Raw genomic sequence first — 22,356 nt, 5'->3', positions numbered from 1 at the left:
TAAGAATCAACATTTCAAAAAATGAAAATTTCACCTTTAGGCATGTTTAAACATAAATCAACTGTTTTTTCGTAGGGGTAACATTATATTTGAAATTTCCTATGAATATATGTATGACGATATTCAAACCCACTTTGAGCTTGTCTCTAAAAAAAGAGCCTATTTGGCTCTCAACAAATAGAGTATTCAATGTACAAAGTAGGATACGTGTTTATACAGGTGTTTTGCAAAAAGTGGAAACAAAGGAAAATAAACATCCATTAGCTTATTTATTCTTTTGTTATAAACTTAGATTCTAGCATTCTCGTGAGAATGGATGGTAATAGGTTTGTGTGTAAATAAGAAGGAAGGGATAAAATTTGATAGATTGTGTAAGTCGTCAACATCATGTATCATTCCTTTCTATTTGGTACATGTATCATACAAACTTAATCTGTATTCTATATGGAGCTAATCTAGAGTTATAGTAAAGATTTTCAGTACCTAATTATGGAATACAAAAATAGAGAGAATCAATTTAATCCTCCCTATTTTTGTTCACTAGACTTATATAGCTTTCTATTATTTAAACTTGTGTATTTGTTTAAGCCCGGTGCTGGTTTCAATTTTTGTTTTTTCTCTTTTATGCGTCTATTATTCGAATGAGGGGCCATCCACAGTTGTACATCTAATAAAGAAAGAATGATGTTTGCTTCTAGTGACATCTTAATTACCTCCCTCTGTCTTGTTATGTATATAAACTATCTCATGCATCTGGAGCTAATTTGAAATACATATAGTTTTCTTGTGAAGTTTTTATATTGTTTCTAATACTTCTCCACATCAACTCCAGATTGGAAGGTTATAATGACTACAAGAGGTGATATTATGAAGAACTATCACATTCTGGTGGTAGAAGATGATCAAGAAATACAAGAATTAATCAAACAATTTTTAATGACACAACAGTATAAAGTTATAGTTGCATCAGATGGATTAGAGGGCATGAAACAATTTAATAAGCAATCCTTCGATTTAATTCTTCTAGATGTGATGATGCCAAACCTGAATGGATTTGAAGTTGCCAAAATGATTCGAAATCAGTCAAATATACCAATTATTATGCTAACTGCGCTAGAAGAAGAACAAGATCAAATGAAAGGATTTGATCTTGGAATCGATGATTATATTACGAAACCTTTTTCTTTTCATGTTTTGATGAGACGAGTCGAAGCAGTACTGCGAAGAAGTAATAATCAAAGTACAGATAATCATTTTGTATTTAGAGAACTACATGTGGATAGCGATGCATATAAAGTATATGTAAATAAAATTGAAGTTCCCCTAACGACAAAGGAATTTGAAATTTTACAACTACTAATTCAAAATGAAAAAAAGGTACTCACAAGAGAAAATATCGTAGAAAAAATTTGGGGATATGAGTATGCCGGAGACACACGAATGATTGATACGCATATAAAAAACATACGAAAAAAATTAGATACACCTTATATTAAAACAGTAAAGGGCATTGGTTATAAAATCGATGAATAGGATTGTAAAAATCATGAAGATGAAAAGAATTACCTATAAACTCTTTATGACTACATCCCTCATTTTATTAGCCTTTGCAACCTTAATTTATGTAACTTTATACTTCTTTCTCCCTAAATTTTATGAGAAATACAAAACAGATCAGCTTCAAACGGGAATCGAAGAAATAATTGATAAATCTAAAGATCTTACGCTTCAAAATGCAACACCACTTGTTGATCAATACTCACAAAAAAATAATGCAGTGATATACCTTCAAGATAATGAGGGAAGGATTATTTATTATCCCTTTCTTCAAAGTACTGTTCAAGGGAGTACTATACAAGAGGGTACTGTTCGGGGGAGTACTGTTCAGGGGGGTACTCCAGCAAAAGGTTTTATTACAACAGTACCAATAAAGGGTTTGGCTCAATCTCGTAATTCATATGAGGCTACCAAGCCAATACAATTCCAAGATGTTAACTTAACACTTGTGGTGTTCGCAACATTTCAACCAATCGATGAAGCTTCACAGGTCTTGGTACGTTTTCTACCCTATATTAGTATCATTGTACTGGTTATTGGTTTAGGAAGTGCTTATCTCTATTCAAGGTTTATTACTAAGCCACTTATTTATATTAATAAAGGTGCACAAAAGATGGCAAACTTGGATTTCTCCGAAAAAATTGAGGTTCGTTCTATGGATGAATTAGGGGAATTGTCCAATAGCTTGAATGATATGTCCATAAATTTACAACAGGCAATTTTTGATTTACAAAAAGCGAATCAGCAATTAAAAAGTGATATTGAAAAAGAAAGAGAATTAGAAACAAAGCGAAGGGAATTCTTTGCTATTGTAGCACATGAATTAAAAACTCCTCTTACTGTTATGAAAGGATACTTAGAAGGGATGATATATAATATCGGCCCTTATCAAAATCGTGACCAGTATTTAAAGAAAAATTATCAAATAATTGAAAGTCTGGAACAACTGGTTCGCGAAATTTTAAGCATGTCAAAATTAGAACAACATACCTTTAAACTTCAAGTGGAAGAAGTAAATCTTTCCAAATCAATAGATACAATCACAAAAAAACTCGAATTTTTTGCTTCTCAAAAAGGCATTCAAATAATAAAAGAAGTTGATCTTGATATTTTTGTTTATACGGATTATGTTCTTTTAGAAAAAGCTTGTAAAAACATCATTCATAATGCGATTATGTATTCACCGTATAACGAAAAAGTCTATATAAAGTTAACAAAGGATTCTAAACAAAACAACATCCAAATGCGAGTTATCAATACAGGTGTCAAAATAAAAGAAGAAGATATACAACATATTTTCAAACCATTTTATCGAATCGAAAAGTCAAGAAATCGAAATACGGGAGGGAGTGGCTTAGGATTATATATTGTAAAACAAATTTTTGAATCCCTTTTTATCACGTATTCTATAAATAATACCAAACAAGGCGTAGAATTTTTAGTTACCATTCCATTATCCAGCAAATAAACAACAAAAGAGTCTCAATCTCATTTCATCCTATAAAAATGAGATTGAGATTTTTCATATTATGTTGGGTATGGCAACCCAAACATAATATGGGGTACAGAGATATTAAAGTTGTTTAAATTACATTAAAATTCTTTGAAAAATAATAAAGTTGTTTTATTATAATTAGCTTTACCGCGGCAATAAGACCTATTATCCTTTCACACTGACAGTAAGTTTGGCGTTGACGGGCTTTTTTGGTATTTTGCATGTAGAGCATCTATTAAAAAATAATATGAATCCTACAAGCCTAGTCATATCAGTGAAAAAGTAACTAATATGCATTCAATACACAATTTATTTGTATAAAAACATTTCTGTTAATATAGAAATGTTTTTATTCATTAGAAAGTCGATGTTAAAAAACAGAATAAATAGTGTATTCTTTATTATAAGAATTATTTTCCCGTTAGAATAAGGTCGCAATTCGATTCACTTATAAATCATTTGAAGAAAGCTTATAAGTAAAGGGGTAAGGGAATGAGCCAGTTAATCTATTCTATAAATAAAACATTATATTTTATAAAGAGGTATATATGATGGGAATTATTGTGATTTGTAATTGCTGTAATAGAAAAAAAGGCACTCACCCTTTTACATTTTTACCCTATGAAGAAACTGATTACTATTGTGAGAACTGTTATAATGATCTGGTTCTTATACAAATGCATGAAGAAAATTCAAATAAAAACATTATTCATTTGACACATAAAGATCAAAAATAATACACTTGCAAGTGTATTAACCGAAGAGTATTTATGAAACAAAAAAGTATTCATAGTGGTTGTAATATAAGTATGATCCCTGAATTATATATTAATGAACCATTTGTAAACGGGATAGAAATATTTTTTGTTACACAAACTGGCCGACTGTACTTTTTTCACTACAAACTGGTAACTTAGCAGCTGGGTAGAAAGTTATAAGTATACTAGACCAGATATGACTGATTTCGAATTTCACATTTTTTGTTATTATTTCCTTTCATCATATCTAAAACAGATTTATATGCTTAGTGACAAGGTCAATCAAACTATATAAGCAGATGATCCATTTTACTCATTCGCCATATTATGCATAATTATATATAAAATACGTATCTATAAATTAAAGATCTAAAAAAGAAAAAATCTGAAGATCCTTCTGACGTAAGGAGTTTCAGATTTTTTTATTTTAGTAATACCCTTTGCAACAAGTTGCCATTAGGATAGTGTATCAGCAACTTGTAGCTATTACTATGAATGCTAGATTCCTCAAAATTATTCCATATTTTTTCATTTTATTTATATTATTCTATGCTTTGTTCTAAATTATAATTCCATATTTATGGACAAAAGTTTAAATTTATGGAATTTTGTACAAGCTATTTATACGTCATTCTTAATTAGGAGGGATTCTTTATGTTTGGTCTAGGAAAAAAAAGGACTCCATTTGGTGAGTATTTAGATCACAGAGGAATCAAACAACAATGGCTTGTACAAAGAACTGGATTAAGTAAATCTCTGATAAGTGATTTAGCAAATAAAAAGGATCGTATTCCCACTTTAACATCTGCAACTAAAATCATTAGAATACTAAAAAAATTTGATAAGCATATTGATTATCAAGATTTTTGGAATATTGATATTTAATACCTCTAAAATGTACTGCACATCTAATTGTCTCTAATCCAATTATGTAGATTACTAAAAACATAGATTTTTCCCTTTATAACTAATGATTATTTAACACTTATAATACAAAAAATCCTTTTATTAAAAAGGATATAAATTTCTATTTAGCTCTGTTCATATCCCCACTCAAAATAATTAATGATTACATCCCACTTCATTTTTGACAAATCAATTCTTTAAAGACATTTTTTATTAGAAAATCTAAATTTCATTGTTTTTTTATCCAGAATCCTAAATATACATTTGATATTATTCTAAAGTTTATAGCGCACTATTCGAACATTTTGTGAAAATCAGCAAAAAACATTATAAACTACTAGTAGTAGGTATTGATTTCCTAGTGTTTGTTCCAAGCACTGTGTTAAACTGAGAGGGTTTAACAGATTTACTCTAATAACATTAATGAAATGGGGTATTTACTTGAACTTTCCACAATTAAAAATCGGTCATATGATGCCAAAGGTCCCAATTATGCAGGGAGGAATGGGCGTAGGCATTTCATTAAGTAAACTTGCATCTGCAGTTGCAAATGCTGGAGGAATTGGGATTATATCAGGAACTGGTATTTCCATAGATGAAATGAGAATGCATATTAGGAAGGCGAAAGAAAAGATCCGGAATACTGGTTATATTGGAGTAAATGTCCTTTTTGCAATGAATGATTTTGCTGAAAAAATGAAAGCAGCTATTGAGGAAAAAGTTGATTTCATCATATCTGGTGCTGGTATTTCACGAGATATGTATACTTGGGGAAAAAATGCCGACATACCAGTTATTTCAATAGTATCCTCAGCCAAACTCGCTAGATTATCTGAACGCTTGGGTGCGGCCGCTGTTGTAGTAGAGGGTCATGAAGCAGGAGGACATCTGGGTACCGATCGACCTTTATTCGATATATTACCGGAAGTAGTTGCAGCAGTCGAAATTCCCGTAATTGCTGCTGGAGGAATTATGACTGGAAAAGATATTGCGCATGCCTTAAAAATGGGTGCATCTGGTGTGCAAATGGGTACAAGATTCGTTGCAAGTAATGAGTGTGACGCACCACTATCCTTTAAGGAAAAATATATAAATGCTCGATTAGAAGATACTATATTAGTCAAAACAACTGTCGGACTCCAAGGTCGTGCGGTTAAAAATAACTTTACTAAATTAATAGCTGATAATAATAAAAAGATAAAAATAAAAAAGTGTATAAATTGCTTAAAAAACTGTTCTTATCGTTTCTGCACGCTAGATTCTTTGATAAACTCTATGGATGGTGATTGTGAAAATGGTCTTGTTTTCGCAGGTGCACGAGTAAATGAAGTCAAAGAGATTTTGCCCGTTCAAACAATTATTAACAATATTATGATGGAATATAGAGCATGTATCTAAGGTAGAATCCATGTAAGTTCTTTAAAAAATATTTAATGTTGAAAATTTTTATTTTCCTGACGATACATCAACTAATAATTATACTCTGGACATTATTGGTCATAAAAAAGAACACCTACAAATGCTGTAGGTGTTCTTTTTTATTTATAATTGGATAATTTCTCTTATTTCTTCTATAGGTAACTTCGTAAATTTCGCAATATCCTCTACAGACATTCCGTTTTTATACATACCACATACCAATTGTATACGTTCGGCTTTTTTTCCTTCTTCAATACCCTTTTCAATACCTTTTTTGATTCCTTGCTCCTCTGCGTGAGCAAACTTTGCAGCTTCATCCATTAGGGTTTTTTCCCTCGCTTCATAGGCTTGTCGGAAAGTCGAATCTTGACTCATTCGCTCCCACTTATTCATTGCTTTTTGTAAAATCGGATCTTGATTCATCGCAATGTCCTCCAATGTTTGAGTTAAGTGTTCATCTTCATTTGCCGGAAGTAATAACAGCCAACGAACAAATGAATCTTCCCACGGATTAACTTTCTCTTCCCGCCATTGTTCCATTAATTTAGGAAGTTCTATAACATGAATCTCTATATCATCACTAAACTGCTTTTGCTGTTGTACATTCCATAGCTTTCCCGTTGTATGAAATTCCTCATATTCGGGAAAAAGTACGAAGTTTAACAAATTAATAGTAATTGTTTTACTAAGAGAGCTGTAAGGCATCCCTTTTTGTAACTGTGAAGTATATAATTTACCCCAGTAATACAAACTTCGTTTAATCATGTCGTGATTATTATTCAGCTGAATTTCTACGTTTACTTTAGTACCTGTGTCTAATGTGGCTGAGACATCTAAAATTGATAATTTATCATCCTCGTGTTCTCGATGTAAATGTGGATCCTCTAATTGTAGTGACATAATAGGTGATTCTAATGAATTCTTTAACATGGCATTTAAAAATGTGATAAGAATATCCTCACTACCACTTGTCCCAAATAATTGCTTAAAAGCAAAATCAATTCGTAAATTTACTAATGACTTGGTCATGACTTTCCTCTTCCTGTCTAAAAAACTCTCTTTTCTTTATTGTACATAAAAATTAGGTAATCATGCAAATAGGAACATTTACAAAAGATAACGCTATCATTCTTTTCAAAAATATATATTCACTAGAAGATAAAGGTACAATTAATAGTTAATTTGGTAAATTATAACATATATTATCTTTAAATAATACCCATTCAAAAAAACAATGGATTATTTGTGACATAATTGTTAAATCTAGGGATTTAAAAAGGCATTCTATATAAAAAATAGAAAGGTGATGGTGTACGGATAAAATATAAGGGGGATTTATATTATGTTTTCAAAAAAACAAAAATTAGTAGCAGGGGTTACCACTCTGACGCTAGGATGTGGATTAGCTTTCGGATTAACTCCTACTTCGGCAGATTCTATAAGTAATCCTACTCCTATTAAGGAAGAACAAGTAAGAATGCAGATACCTTTCACTGGATATGTTATTTCAACAGATGATAATTATTTGGTTGTAGCTGACACTAATACAAAAGAGGAGGCACTTTCTTATCAAAATAATTGGTGGGAATTAGCTTCTCAGAATAAAATTTTACGTGTTCCTATTACTAGCAAAGATAACTATAGCGTAGGTGAAAAACTAAATATATTTTCCGTAGGATGGACTTACTCTATTCCACCAATCGCTGTTATGCCTGTTATCGAAAAAATAATTGAATAAATTATATATTTTTTATAAAAGAAGATAGCCATTACAAATGGCTATCTTCTTTTAAACTCATTTATTCTAAATTGGACTAAAGAATTTTTGTTTGTAACTATCTTTATAAATTTATGCTATAACAACGCTTGTGCACTTTTGTATTTACTGAACTATGGCTTGTTCTTCCTTCTTCATAGCTCTAATGGATTGAGCTACTTTAACCATCATAGAACATTCTATCCTCTTGCGGAAGATTTTACAGCTGAACTCATGTGTTCCCTTAAGGGAACCCGTTGCATGTATTGTATTAGCTGAGCAACCGCCGCTACAGTAAAGCTGTGCCCAACATTCCTGACATTCCGGTTTTGAATAGCAATTACTCTTCTTAAATTGAGACTGTATCTCTGTTTTTGTAATGCCATCCCAGATATTCCCCATACTATATTCTTCTTCTCCAACAAACTGATGACAAGGAAATATCTCCCCCCATGGGGTAATAGCAAGGTATTCAGTCCCAGAACCACAACCAGAAATTCTTTTTTGAACGCATGGACCTTCTGAAAGGTCAAGCATGTAATGATAGAAAGTAAAACCGCTTCCTTTTTCCTCACGGTTTAGCATTTCCTTCGAGAGAATTTCATATTGATTGTAAATTTCCAAAAGATCTTCTTCACCGAGCGCATATGGTTCTCTTGGATTACAGATAACTGGTTCCATTGATATCTTATTAAAACCTAGATCAGCGATGTGATAAATATCATTAGTAAAATCGACATTATTATGGGTATAGGTTCCACGTACATAATATTCTTTATCTCCACGCTTCTCAACAAATTCCTGAAACTTTGGAACAATATGATTGTAGCTACCCTTTCCATTGACAGTTTTACGTAGATAATCATGAACTTTTTTTCTTCCATCAAGGCTTAATACAACATTGTGCATTTCCTGATTCAAGAAGTCAGTAATTTCATCATTAAGCAGCATACCATTTGTAGTAAAGGTAAAACGAAAGGTTTTTTTGTACTCTTTTTCTTTATTTCTTGCATAGACGACAATCTGTTTGACAGTCTTCCACGCCATGAGTGGCTCCCCACCAAAAAAATCAACATCGAGATTTCGATGATTACCTGAGTTTTCTAATAGAAAATCGATGGCTCTTTTTCCAACTTCATAACTCATGATGGCCCTATTTCCATTGTATTTTCCTTGGCTAGCAAAGCAGTATTCACACGACAGATTACATGTATGCGCGACATTAAGGCAAAGAGCCTTCACATAAGTAGGACGATTTATCAAATCAATTGAAAGATCCTTATAATCATCATCGGTAAAAAGCTTCCCATCTCTTTTTAGTTCTTCAATATCCGCAATTGTTTCTCGAATTTCCTTCTCGGAAACGTGGAAATCATATTTATACTTTTCTTGTATCGTTGACAAGATTTCTTCCATAGTAGTATTCTCATATAGCATAATTATTTCATAAGCAAGATCGTCAACAACATGTACCGACCCGCTATAAGTATCTAATACAATATTGTATCCATTTAATTTATATTGATGAATCATACTGGATAATCAAACTCCTTTTTCTTGAACTACCCCCACTTTCACTTCGTTTAGAAGTGAGGGATTCCTAAGTAAAGAGTTCTATCGAACTCTAATTGATTAAGCTAACCCCGCAGTCCTTGCGGTTAGAATCCTTATCGCTTCATTCTTTAGATTGATACTTGCGTTAATATCCCTATCATGTTGTGTACGACAAGAAGGACAGTCCCATTCACGTAGGTTTAGATTTTTAACGTCTTTATTTTGATATCCACAACAAGAACATAATTGGCTGGAAGCAAATGTTTTCGATACGACAATGACTTGTTTGCCATACCATTTTGCTTTATATTCCAACATGGTTCGAAACTGTGACCAAGATACTTCACTAATTGCTTTTGCTAACTTATGATTCTTTAACATATTCGATACTTGCAAATCCTCTATACCGATAACATCGTGGCTTTTGATGATTTCAGTTGAGATTTTGTCTAAGTAATCTTTTCTAGCATTTAATATGTATTCATGAATTCTAGCTACCTTGACTCGTTGTTTATTCCAGCGAGAAGATCCTTTCATTCTTCTAGAAAGAACACGCTGTGCTTTCGCCAACTTATCTTCTAATGATCGGAAAAACTTCGGATTTTCATAGTGTGTTCCATCTGACAAAATAGCAAAATCTTTTAGTCCTACATCTATCCCAATGTAAGAATGTGTTTTCGGAAGTTCTTGTACTTCTGTTTCAACTAATAGTGACACAAAATATCTACCAGAAGGGTTTTGTCTAACAGTCGCATTTACAATACGTCCCTCTACTTCGCGACTTTTGGCAAATCGAACAAGGCCTAGTTTCGGCAACTTTATTTTGTTCCCTACAATGGCAATATTTTCATTTGTTTGTTTTGTGGTATAAGATTGTACGTTATTCTTCTTGGATTTGAAACGCGGGGCACTATTTTGTTTTTTGAAAAATCGTGTATATGCATCCGCAAGGTTGCGAACAGACGACTGAATCGCAATACTATCCACTTCTTTGAGCCAAACAAACTCTTTCTTCATGGCAGGAAGTTTGGCAGAGCATGTACCATATGTTAAACCTTTTCCAGTCTCTTTGTATGCGTGATCCCATAGGGATAGGAAATGATTGAATACAAAGCGAGAACAACCTATCGTTTGGTTAATTAGAATTGCTTGTGCTTGATTTGGATAGATACGAAACTTATAGGCTTTATTAATTATCATTTGATTCACCTCCATTTCGGTATATGACTATTATATACCAAACGTACATTCGATAGGTAGTGGAGTAAAACTTTCTGTAAGTTGAACAATTAAGATGGCTTCCTGCCATCCCTTGTTCGAAGCCAGTTCATCTCCCACCTACTCACTGGGCTGTGATCCTTCACGCTCCTTGAGGAAGGAGTCTTCTTGGCTAAAATGATAAAATATAACTGCGTACAATACTACTTGTTTCCTATCTATTTATTGTATTTTCACACTTTTGATTTGCAACTCCACATGAGGTTTTACAAGCGGACTGACAAGATGTCTGACATGCACCACATCCACCATGTTTTATAGTATCTTGCAGTTTACAAGTGCTCAGTGTTATAATTCTTTTCATTACCTATAACCTCCTTTTGAAATAATTTTGAAGAACTAAGGCATATCATTGTGAAAATATTCACAATGATATGCCTTAGTTCTTCAATTTTGGTGTATTAATTCTATTCATGCTTTTAACAACACTTCAATTAACCACTAAATATTACCAATAACTTTATGTATTAACAAACTACTTTTACTGTCTTTTCTTTTAACCATAATTTAAAATATTACGAGAATATCAAATATTATCTATTTAAAAGTTATATACCATAAAAGCTACATATAGACTAATGTTTGTTGTAATTATTTATATATTCATAAGTACGGTACGTGAAATTACAACGTTTATCCTATAAAAAAATATGGACGTTTATAGCTTTCTGCTACAACTATAAAAAGTCAACCCCAATGGAATTGACCTTTTATAGACTGTGGCAACAGAAGGATGTCATAAAACTAGGGTTTGATATTGTAGCGTTTCACTTGTGAAAAGTATAACATGATTAAACAAAAATAGATGTGTCGATCCTTGGAACATTAGTTATAACTTGATTTTTTGATTATGTATAGATATATATAATATTTAATAGGCCTATAGAATTCATCATACATCACTATCAATAATTAATGCTTTTTTACTAATAAAAAAGATGTCCAAAAAAATTCTATTTTTTTAGACATCCTTTTAATCTATTTTATTAATAATCCCGTAGGAGTAACTTGATATGTTTTTTTCTTACCCACAAATTCCTGTTTACTATTCTCAAGATTTGTAAGTGTGGCACGTGTCTTTTCCTTTTGTGCTTCTCCCTCTATATGAGTAAACTCAATATAATCTCCTACTTTGACGGGAACGGTTTGGTTTTCAGCAGCTTGTTGTCTATTTCCTACAATTTCTTTATTATACAAAATATCGCCCGATGAGTTTTGAACTTTAATGCTTGCATACGTACTAGTAAAATAGGAATGGGGTATACCCGCTTCTAATTTAATCTGCATTTTTTCTGTTGCTTTGTTATACTCTACTTTTGCGATTTCTCGATCATTATATCCCTTTAAAGACCACGCAAATTGATTTCCATCTAAAACTGTTGTTTCTGGCATTTTCTCTACTTTCTTCAGGCCTTCTTTTGTAACCTCGTACATGGCTTTTTTTCCAAAACTCTCTTGTTTACTATTATCTACATTTGTGAGAGTAGCTCTATGCACACCTTCTAGATGTGTTAACTCAATATAATCTCCTACTTTGACTGAAACTTTTTTCGATTCAGCATTTTGTTGTTTGTTTCCATAAATGTCTTTGTTATAGACCACTTTACCTGATGTGTTTTGCACTTTAATACTTGCATATGTACTATCAAAGTAGTTATGTGGTACACCTGCTTTTAAATCAATTTGCATTTCTTCTGTTGATTTATTTAAATTTACTTTTGCAAATTCAAAATCTCCAATCCCTTTCAGCGACCATGCAAACTGCTTTCCTTCTAAAATACTAGAAGAGTTTGGTATATCTGAATTAAAACCTAAGTTATCTAATATAGATTTTAGATCAGGTAAAACACCTATTCTATCATTCCACGGATCTTGAGATTTTGTTCCTGTATTTGGATTACTTAAGATATTTCTTAATTCGGCTGGTGTATAAGGAGAACCTCGATGTTCTTTAGCAATACCTTGAATCGAAGTTGCTGCTCCAGCAATAATTGGTGAAGCACTTGATGTTCCACCAAATGTTGATGTATATAAATTTGTAGTATTTTGACTTGGATTTGCTGATGTTGTATCAACATTTTCTCCCCATCCATATACATCTAATCGGCTTCCATAATTTGAAAACCATAAACGTTTATGTGGAACAGTTGATGATCCCGCCCCAACCATAATAGCACCTGAATCTTTGAAGTCTGGACTATTTCGATTTAAGATTTTTTTTCCATTACGATCTTTAAAATTATCTAAGTCGTTTGAACCATTTGCGCCAGCTTCTATAATAATAATCCCTTTATCTGCACCAACACGAATTGCATCAAAAATATCTGGATGTACTTCTACAGGTAAATATTTATCCCCATATCCATCATACGAAGCTTGTGCCTCTAATAAAAGAATATCTCCCGCTTGTAAATTATGTACAGCACTTAAAATAGCATCCGCTGTATTATAAATTCCATTATCCCTGATCTGGGATATTACTTTTACATTTGCTTTTGGTGCAATTCCAATATTTCCAATTTGATTATCTTCAGATGAAACAATTCCTAATACAGAAGTCCCATGAGCTCTATGCTGGCTTATATTTTGTCCCGACATAAGCTTAATATTTTTATTAACTAAATCCTCATGGTTCAATAACCATCCATATTCCATATCCACAAAAGTTGTATCCTTCCCGTCACCACCTTTAATGCTCCAAGCATGCGAGGCATTAATTCCCTTTGGTGCCGCTTCAAGATATCCTTGATTTTTAAATCTAGGATCATCGTACGGATTAACAGATAAATTTGGTAACTGTATTTCAGGGGGTGTCAAAATTTGTTTTTCTTGTATATAAGCCTCCTCTACGAGAGGAGATGTTTCAAATTTTTTCAGTAATAATTCTATTTCTATGTTATTAGGAGCTTGTACAATATAATAATTTAATAAATTATTAGCTGATTCATTAGCAACTGATTTAGATTGTACTGATAACTTTTGAATCTCTATTGGATTTACAGATGAGAACAGACGATTCAAAGTAAGTTCTGTATTTTCGGAAAATAACTTCTTTAAATTGTTATCATAATCTCCATTTTTTATTCGTTTCTCAATACCATCTTCATAAGGTAAGTCAATTTGATTTTTAAACTTTACAATTAATCTTTCTTCCTGTGAATCTCTTTCTTTGTATGTGACATTATAAGATTCAGCGTAAACTTTATTATGAATACTATCATTTTGTAGGATTAGATCTGTTCCTACAAATGTGGTCATTGCAATTGATGAAATTAGAAACCCTTTGAATATGTTCATACTATACCCGCCAATCTATTTTCTGTTGAAAATTTTTTAATACGTATAATAGTTAAGATTTTTATATAATATATAAATTAATAATTTAAGTTTTGTAATGAAATCTATGACTTTATTACTAATCCCATAGAGGTAACCTGATATATTTTTTTCTTCCCTATATATTCCTGCTTACTATTCTCAAGATTAGTAAGTGTGGCACGTGTCTTTTCCTTTTGTGTTTCTCCCTCTATATGAGTAAACTCAATACAATCCCCTACTTTGACGGGTACAGTTTGGCTCTCAGCAGCTTGTTGTCTATTTCCTAAAATTTCTTTATTGTACAAAATATTACCGGATGAATTCTGGACTTTAATGCTTGCATACGTATCGGTAAAATAGGAATGTGGTATACCCGCTTCTAATTTAATCTGCATTTTTTCTGTTGTTTTGTTATAGTCTACTTTTGCAATTTCTCTATCACTATATCCTTTTAGAGACCAAGTAAATTGATTTCCATCTAAAACTGTTGTTTCTGGCATTTTTTCTACTTTCTTCAGGCCTTCTTTTGTAACTTGATATCTTGCCGTTTTTCCAATGGTTTCATTTTTGTTATTTTCAAGGTTAGTTAAAGTTGCTCGCGTTTTTTCCTTTGTTGCTTCTCCTTCTATATGGGTAAATTCAATGTAATCCCCTACCTTGACGGGCACATTTTGGCTTTCAGCATTTTGTTGTTTATTTCCTACGATCTCTTTATTGTACAGAACGTTACCAGAAGAATTCTGGACCTTAATACTCGCATACGTACTAGCAAAATAGGAATGTGGTACACCTGCTTCTAGTTTTACCTTCATCTCTTCTACCGTTTTATCATAATCTACTTTTGCAATTTCTCTATCACTATATCCTTTTAATGACCATGCAAACTTGTTTCCTTCTAAAATTGTTGCTTCTGGCATTTTTTCTACTTTCTTCAGGCCTTCCTTTGTAACTTCGTATATAGCTTTTTTTCCAAAGCTCTCTTGTTTACTATTATCTACATTTGTAAGAGTAGCTCTATGTACACCTTCTAGATGTGTTAACTCTATATAATCGCCTACTTTAACTGGAACTTTTTGCGATTCAGCATTTTGCGGGTTGTTTCCATAAATCTCTTTGTTATATACCACTTTACCTGATGTGTTTTGCACTTTAATACTTGCATATGTACTATCAAAGTAGTCATGTGGTACACCTGCTTTTAGATCAATTTGCATTTCTTCTGTTGATTTATTTAAATCAAGTTTTGCAAATTCAAAATCTCCTATACCCTTCATCGACCATGCAAATTTATCCCCTTCTAAAATGTTTAGAGATTCATTTTTGATTTGCACCTTTTTTTCCACAGTTTGATCAAATATATCCGTTAATCCAATTTTTGCATAAGCATTTGTTGGTAATGATATAGATTGACTGATTCCATTTTGATAAGATTTAATGCCATCAATTACGTTAATAGGTTGGCCCGTCATATTTTCATTATTATAAATTTCAATTTTCCCCTTAAATTGAGGTGTACTACTATCTTTTAGTTGCCAAGATATATTTAATTTTTCATTTTCATAATACATAGACTTTATATCATAATCTAGTTTTCCTATTTCAGGTTGGCTAGGTTGATTTAACGTGAATGTTTTTCCTGACCCAATAGTAGACTGCGTATTACCTCCTGCTTTGACCCATACATATTCTGAAGTAGATCCCCCATCATATTGATAAGTGTTATCATGCGTTCCAGAAATACTTTGATTATTCCAAGAACTCCATTGTTTATCAACTAATTTTCGGCTATAACCATTTTTCAGGCGCGCTTCTCGAACATTCTGTCCACTATCAGCCCAGTCTTCTTGAAACATTCCTAATCCATGATTAAATGCAACATTAGCAACCGGAAAGTCCATAATTGCAATTTGATGCCATTTATTCTTTGTTACATCTTTCATCCATTGTCCAAATTTAGTATGACCATTTTCTTGCCATGAACGCATTGTCATTGTGTACCAATTGTAGTCTTTCCAACCATAAGTTGTTTGAACCTTCATTCCTGTACCTTCTCCTCCAAAGGGTCCGGCTTGCGAATTCGGAGATAAGTATTCGGCCTTTATTGCTTCTTTAGAGGAAATTGGATCCCATAAGGCAAAATGTAAAGTACGTTTTCCATTTTCATCAAACCCACTTTGTTGTTGAAAACCAGCATATCCTCCAGCTTCACCACCTGCATTCCAGTTGTGTACAGCCCAGTACGTATAAGGTGGTGTCTGAACTGGTGACCAGTCTATACTAATAATATCTGAGGCAGGTATATTTTGGGGACTCACATAAACTGCTGGAGCAGCTGAATGTGTTGCAGCTTTAGTGTGTAAAATAGACGTTCCAAACATAGAAAACATGCTACATGCTGCGGTCATTATAATAACTTTATTAAATCTTTTCTTCGTTTTCTGACTAATCACTAATCTACATCCTTTTCTAATTTTTATTATTGAATAATAACTTAGTAGAGAAATCTATCAAAATTCAAATAACATCCAGTAATTCTTTAAATTACTGGATGTTGTTCTATCTTCACATCTGATTCTTACATATTAATTGATTGTAATGGTTTTCCATAACGATAGTGCAAATATCCAATTCGGGTCACCATTTCCTTGATGATTTTGAACAGCTTCATACACTGTCCCTTGATGTTCTACTTTATCGCCCTTTGTATATGCCTTCTTTGGATCCCATTTTTCATAAGATACATTTTGATCTTTGGTTTTTACAAGAAGAATTTCACTTTGGATTGATGTATTTCCAGCTGCATCTACAGCCTTCACTGCATATTTATATTCCTTATTAACTGTTAAGTTTTGATCAGTAAACGTCGTTCCTTGTACCGTTTGAATCAATTGTCCATCGCGTAATACCTGATATTCTTTTACACCTACATTATCTGTAGAAGAATTCCATTTTAGCTCTACACTGTTAGAAGTAAGGTTGCTTGCATATAATCCTTGTGGCTGTGTTGGAGCTTCTGTGTCCGGTTTCGGATTAACAATTTGATTTACTTTCTTCAGACCTTCCTTTGTAACTTCGTATATTACTTTTTTTCCAAAGCTCTCTTGTTTACTATTATCTACATTTGTGAGAGTAGCTCTATGCACACCTTCTAGATGTGTTAACTCTATATAATCTCCTACTTTGACTGAAACTTTTTGCGATTCAGCATTTTGTTGTTTATTTCCATAAATGTCTTTATTGTATACTACTCTCCCTGATGCATTTTGTACTTTAATACTCGCATATGTTTCATTAAAATAATGATGCGGTACGCCTGCTTTTAAGTCCACTTGCATTTCTTCTGTCGATTTATTGAAATTAATTTTAGCAAACTCGAAATCACCAATTCCTTTTAGTGACCATTCAAACTGGTTTCCTTCTAAAATATTGTTTACATTAGACATATCTGGCTTAATTGGATTAGAATCCGTACCCTTCCAAATCTCTGCTGTTAAAATTGGATATCCTAATGCAGCTACTTTTTGAATGGTATCGTTATTTGGACGTAATCCCCACTTCTCAAAGAAAGGAATCAAATTTTGTTTGGCTACTTTTGATGCTGAAATCATAAATAATTGTTTTTTATTTTCATCAGTTTGTGGAAGTTCACTTGAAGGCATGTCTCTATACAATTGATGCAATTTAGGATAGAAATCCTCTCCATACGCTAACTGTAGTTGCCAAAGCATAACAAGTTTTACAAAAACATCACTAATTTCGTCATAATTTTTATCCGTTTGTTCTAGATATTGAAACGCTTTTGGATAAACTCCACTTTTCTCTAAGTTGGATGGTTGATTAAATGCTTTTTCTACAGAAAGGCTGTATATATTATTTTGTACTTCTGTCATATTATAAAACTTCCAGGGTGATTGTTGTCTCAAATGTCCTGCCTCATGCCAAGGACCCCATCCATCTGTTACAAATTTATTAATATCTAACACGTATTGGATTGCATCTCCTACATATGCGGTTCGATAAGAAGTTGCATACATATAATAATCGGGAGAATGATTTTCTTCTACGTAATGAACATAATGTTTATCTACTTGTTCTTCAGATAATCCAGCTACTTTGTCTTGAATTCGAGTAGCTTCATCCATCTTTTTTAAGAGTTCTACAGGATCTGTATTAGAACCCAACAAATATTTCTTAACACGTGCAGGGCTGGCCGTAATTAATACACGTTCTCCCTTTAACTCCACTGCATGTGCATTAGGATACTGGTCCAGCATGTTTATTAAATCTTGTTTCGTATGCTCTCCTAGTTCAAAGAAAGGAGTAGTCGTTCCACCTATTGTAATTGTTGTTCGAATGGTACCACCTTGCTGTTTATTATAAAAATAAATCAGCCCCCCATTTGGAGATTGGATTGTGTTTACACCAGGTTTTAATGTAAATGATTTTATCTTAGAATCTTCTCTCCAAGAAGCATCATACGAATACGTTCCAATGTATGCTTGAATATCTTGATTACCTTCTACATTAATCGTTATTTGTTCATTTGGCTTTGCATATAAACCCGTTGGTTCATATGGACTAAATGCCATACTTTTTCTCTCCTGTTGTTTCAGTACCTCAACATCCCCTTTTCCTGGGACTGTAAATGTTCTATTTTCTGATTTAACTGACTTTTCACTTTGCAGTGATGTCGATAAACTTTTTTGCTGTTGCGTTTCCTCTGCAAAGACATCTGATGAAGAAGCCATTCCAGAAGCAATTATAGTTAATGTTGCAGTAGCTACAAGTATTCTTTTAGTTTTATGCTTTGATTTATTCCCCATAGTATCTCCCTCTCATTTCCTTAATAAATTTAATAGTTTTGGTTTCTTTAGCATGTACTTACGTGCAAAAACAGTTCATGAACTTGTATTTATTACTTTTTTACATAGTCCTCCCTTATTCTATTTATGATTATATTTTGATATTATTTTATGACACATATTAATACAACTTTATAAAATATCAATCAATAATGAGCTTTTATGTTTTTATTTGTTATTCTTAACTATCTTATAAATCAAATAAATTACATAAAGGTATTCATTTCGTATGAATAATACTTTAAATCAAATTATTTTCAGATTAATAATTCACAAAAATTTAATATTATGTAAAATCCTATCAAGGAAATAAATATAAACTGATTTGTTATATATACATTGAAATCACTAAGACATTTACTATCATCCGAATAATTCATTCCTTTTTTCTATTTCAGTTTAATTTTGTAAGTTATTAAGAGAAAAAACGCTATCTTTTCCTAGGATTCCACAAAAAAGATAGCGTAGTTCTTATAATTTAAAATGATGATTGAACTTTTGTATTCGATTTTAGGCAAACTATTTATTTTCATTTAAAAATTCAAGAACTTTATTAAAAGTTTCTCGCCCTGCTGGTGTGTTCATTTTAAATTGAAATTCATGAGCCAACTCACCAGAAATATTTTTATCAAAGAAGAGTTTTTCTATAGGTACTCCTTTACTTTCTAACTCAGACGCTAGTGCTTTGGCTTGATCTTCGAATGATGCAGTATTTCCATCTGTAATAAATGTTGGTGGATAATCTTTTGTAACGTGTTTAATGATAGAAGCAATTTCTATTTCAGGTAATGTTTCAAAATCCTTTTTCCCAAAGTAAGCCCAACCAGTGGTACGCATAAAATCTTGTACTTCTTTAGTTGTTTCCATTTTAGCTAATGCAGGCATATTATATGGACCACAAAATAGTAAAGTACCTTTAATTGTAGCAGGCTCAACAACAGGATCAATTTTAGTTAACCTTGCATAATTGGCAGATGTTTGAATATTAACGAATTGTCCAGATATTTGTGCTCCAGCAGAATCTCCTGCAAAATAAACCTGTTCAAGTTTTAAATTATATTTCTTTGCATTTTCTTTTATATATTCATAAGCCTCACCAAGTTGGAATACTGGTGTAGGATATTTCATCTTAGGTGCAAGAGCATAATTTATATTTATTACTGCATACCCCTTAGCAGCCAATTCTACTGCATAACCAGTGATATCGGATTTATCCCCACCTACAAATCCACCCCCATGAACCCAAAAAATAACAGGTGTTTTGTCAGTATGGTTTTTCGGATAAATAATGTCTAACATACCATCGGGAAATTTAGAATTATAATTGATGTCCTTAACAATTTTTGTTTCTTTTAAAGCGTTTTGATAATTATCCGATTGAACAAACATTCCACCTTCAAATGCTTTTTTTATGAGAAACGCTTTTGGAGTAGGTGAAAGGTTCCAATAACTAACTCCTGCAATAATCAATCCGAAAACAATCAAAAGAAATATTAATATTCTTTTTTTCCATACCCCTTTAAGGTTTGACTGGTTTATTTTCATAAACACATACTCTCCATTCGTTTTTAGTAACTAACTATACAAGAAAATAAATATATTTTTGCTTCCTGATGTGTATTTGTATACAAAAGGTTATTTGTTCTTATTGTGTACATGCTTTGTACTTTATATCTATTTGTTATTTCAAAATATCACCTTGATAGCGTTTAGATAGATTTCTTGCTCATAGATTTAAGAATTTTCACTATCCCAAAGGAAAAATATAAGCGGATATTAACCAAGCATCTTTTAAATATGGAATGTCCCTAAAAAAACGAATCTATTTTAAAAATAGATTCGTTTTTTTACGTATAACATAAACTTTCAAGTTCTTTTGATTAAATTTTTTATAAAAAGAAAAGGTACATCCCAAATGAGAAGAATCCAACTTGTCCAAACATGTAGGGCATGGTACCCTTTGTCTCTGATATATCTCATTTATAGTTTGTTTAATTGACTATGTCTTTTAGAATACATAAAATATACTATTACCCCTATAAATAACCAAATACCGAAATAAACCCAAGTTTTTAAAGGAAGATTTACCATTAAAAATAAGCAACATGTTATTGAAATAATCGGTAAGATTGGTACCAGTGGTACCATGAAACCACGTTTTAAATTTGGATGTGTTTTACGAAGAATAATAACTGACACACCAACCATCGCAAATGTTAATAACGCTCCAATATTCGCTAAATTCGATAGTTCTTTTAAATCGATAAATCCAGCAATTAAAGCACTACCAATACCTGTTAACCAAGTTGAGAATACTGGTGCTTCTGTCTTCTTATTAATTTTCGCAAACGATTTTGGTAATAAACCGTCACGACTCATCGCAAAGAATACACGTGTTGTTGCATAAATGTAAGCGAAAATTACAGCCATAATACCAACTACAGCTCCAACTGCGATTATACCCGCTACTTTATCTTGTCCTACAACTTCTAATACGTAGGCCATTGCTTCTGGTACATCTAATTCCTTATAAGAAACCATACCAGTCATAACAAGGCAAACTATAACATAAATAATTGTACAAATAACTAGCGAAGCAATAATACCAATCGGTAAATCACGTTGTGGATTTTTTACTTCTTCAGCAGACGTTGCTAACGCATCAAATCCTAAAAAGGCAAAAAATACTGCAGCTCCTCCGGCAAAGATTCCGCTTATACCATAAGGTGCAAACGGAATCCAGTTTTCTGGTTTTACGTAAAATATACCAACTGAAATGAATAAAACAACAATACCAATTTTTATTAATACCATTGCGTTATTCACTCGCTTACTTTCTTTCGTGCCTTTTGATAATAACCAAGTTAATACCAAAGTAATGATTACTGCTGGTAAGTTAACGATTCCACCTTGTGTTGGAATTGTTAAAAGTGATCTTGGTATCTCAATCCCAAATCCGTTTACTAAGTTGTGAAAATAGCCTGTCCATCCACCCGCTACTGCGGCAGTTGTAACTATATATACATACAATAAAGTCCATCCCATTAAGTGGGCTACAAACTCACCAATCGTCGCATATGAATAGGTGTATACACTACCCGAGACTGGAAGAGCAGATGCGATTTCCGCATAACATAGGGCTGCAAACCCACAAACAATTGCGGCAATCATAAATGAAAAAATAACTGCTGGACCCGCATCTCTTGCGGCTACTAATCCAGTTAATACAAGTACTCCTGTACCAATTATTGCACCTATCCCTAGCATGGTAAGGTCAAATGCGCCCAATGTTTTTGTCAAAGTCTTACTTTCACTATCTTGCAACAATTTCCTTACTGATTTTTTCCTAAATAAGTTGGCCATAACACACGCCTCCATTTATTTAAAAAGGAGCTAAGATATCGTCTCCTAGCTCCCCTTAAGTAAATAATTTTATTTTATAAGATTATTCAA

Annotated in this window: 15 protein-coding genes; 5 read left to right on the top strand and 10 right to left on the bottom strand. The window is 32.4% G+C overall.

Going from position 1 to position 22,356, the window contains the following annotated elements:
* Window positions 1-527 precede the first annotated feature (527 nt).
* On the bottom strand, window positions 528-704 hold the full coding sequence (locus M1D73_RS28095) for a hypothetical protein (protein ID WP_271044393.1): 177 nt from the start codon (window positions 702-704) through the stop codon (window positions 528-530).
* Between the two features lie 163 nt (window positions 705-867).
* Between M1D73_RS28095 and M1D73_RS28090 the strand changes: the two genes are divergently transcribed.
* From M1D73_RS28090 to M1D73_RS28075, 4 genes are all read left to right on the top strand, one after another.
* Window positions 868-1,533, top strand: coding sequence for a response regulator transcription factor (locus M1D73_RS28090; RefSeq protein WP_271044394.1), 666 nt, complete (start codon window positions 868-870; stop codon window positions 1,531-1,533).
* Between the two features lie 13 nt (window positions 1,534-1,546).
* Window positions 1,547-3,025: a sensor histidine kinase gene (locus M1D73_RS28085; protein ID WP_271044395.1), complete on the top strand. Its 1,479-nt coding sequence runs from the start codon at window positions 1,547-1,549 to the stop codon at window positions 3,023-3,025.
* Between the two features lie 1,439 nt (window positions 3,026-4,464).
* Window positions 4,465-4,695: a helix-turn-helix domain-containing protein gene (locus M1D73_RS28080; RefSeq protein ID WP_000467334.1), complete on the top strand. Its 231-nt coding sequence runs from the start codon at window positions 4,465-4,467 to the stop codon at window positions 4,693-4,695.
* 444 nt (window positions 4,696-5,139) lie between these two features.
* Entirely contained in the window at window positions 5,140-6,114 is a 975-nt protein-coding gene (locus M1D73_RS28075) for an NAD(P)H-dependent flavin oxidoreductase (protein ID WP_271044396.1), read from the top strand.
* A 144-nt stretch (window positions 6,115-6,258) separates the two neighbouring features.
* Here M1D73_RS28075 and M1D73_RS28070 read toward each other — a convergent pair whose 3' ends face one another.
* Window positions 6,259-7,164 carry an Rpn family recombination-promoting nuclease/putative transposase gene (locus M1D73_RS28070; protein WP_000167466.1) on the bottom strand — a complete coding sequence of 302 codons (906 nt, stop codon included), beginning with the start codon at window positions 7,162-7,164 and terminating at the stop codon, window positions 6,259-6,261.
* Window positions 7,165-7,477: 313 nt separating this feature from the next.
* Between M1D73_RS28070 and M1D73_RS28065 the strand changes: the two genes are divergently transcribed.
* Window positions 7,478-7,873, top strand: coding sequence for a DUF3221 domain-containing protein (locus M1D73_RS28065; RefSeq protein WP_349917468.1), 396 nt, complete (start codon window positions 7,478-7,480; stop codon window positions 7,871-7,873).
* Between the two features lie 144 nt (window positions 7,874-8,017).
* Here M1D73_RS28065 and scfB read toward each other — a convergent pair whose 3' ends face one another.
* The 8 genes from scfB to M1D73_RS28025 form a co-directional block, all read right to left on the bottom strand.
* Entirely contained in the window at window positions 8,018-9,424 is a 1,407-nt protein-coding gene (gene scfB, locus M1D73_RS28060; protein WP_349917467.1) for a thioether cross-link-forming SCIFF peptide maturase, read from the bottom strand.
* Between the two features lie 99 nt (window positions 9,425-9,523).
* Window positions 9,524-10,645: an IS200/IS605 family element RNA-guided endonuclease TnpB gene (tnpB, locus tag M1D73_RS28055; RefSeq protein ID WP_349917466.1), complete on the bottom strand. Its 1,122-nt coding sequence runs from the start codon at window positions 10,643-10,645 to the stop codon at window positions 9,524-9,526.
* A 232-nt stretch (window positions 10,646-10,877) separates the two neighbouring features.
* Entirely contained in the window at window positions 10,878-11,027 is a 150-nt protein-coding gene (gene scfA, locus M1D73_RS28050; protein ID WP_000821352.1) for a six-cysteine ranthipeptide SCIFF, read from the bottom strand.
* A 674-nt stretch (window positions 11,028-11,701) separates the two neighbouring features.
* Window positions 11,702-14,020, bottom strand: a complete 2,319-nt coding sequence (locus M1D73_RS28045) for a putative mucin/carbohydrate-binding domain-containing protein (RefSeq protein ID WP_481158047.1) — start codon at window positions 14,018-14,020, stop codon at window positions 11,702-11,704.
* A 104-nt stretch (window positions 14,021-14,124) separates the two neighbouring features.
* The gene (locus tag M1D73_RS28040) at window positions 14,125-16,491 is read right to left on the bottom strand and encodes a putative mucin/carbohydrate-binding domain-containing protein (RefSeq protein WP_349917463.1); all 2,367 of its coding nucleotides are present in this window, start codon (window positions 16,489-16,491) and stop codon (window positions 14,125-14,127) included.
* 132 nt (window positions 16,492-16,623) lie between these two features.
* Window positions 16,624-18,864, bottom strand: coding sequence for a M60 family metallopeptidase (locus M1D73_RS28035; protein ID WP_349917462.1), 2,241 nt, complete (start codon window positions 18,862-18,864; stop codon window positions 16,624-16,626).
* Window positions 18,865-19,422: 558 nt separating this feature from the next.
* Entirely contained in the window at window positions 19,423-20,448 is a 1,026-nt protein-coding gene (locus tag M1D73_RS28030; RefSeq protein WP_349917461.1) for an alpha/beta hydrolase, read from the bottom strand.
* A gap of 435 nt (window positions 20,449-20,883) precedes the next feature.
* Window positions 20,884-22,266 carry an amino acid permease gene (locus M1D73_RS28025; protein ID WP_349917460.1) on the bottom strand — a complete coding sequence of 461 codons (1,383 nt, stop codon included), beginning with the start codon at window positions 22,264-22,266 and terminating at the stop codon, window positions 20,884-20,886.
* Between the last annotated feature and the right edge of the window lie 90 nt (window positions 22,267-22,356).

It is taken from the genome of Bacillus sp. PK3-067 (assembly GCF_056738645.1).
The sequence above is the reverse complement of the archived record's forward strand: the minus strand, read 5'-3'. Positions and strand labels throughout refer to the sequence as shown.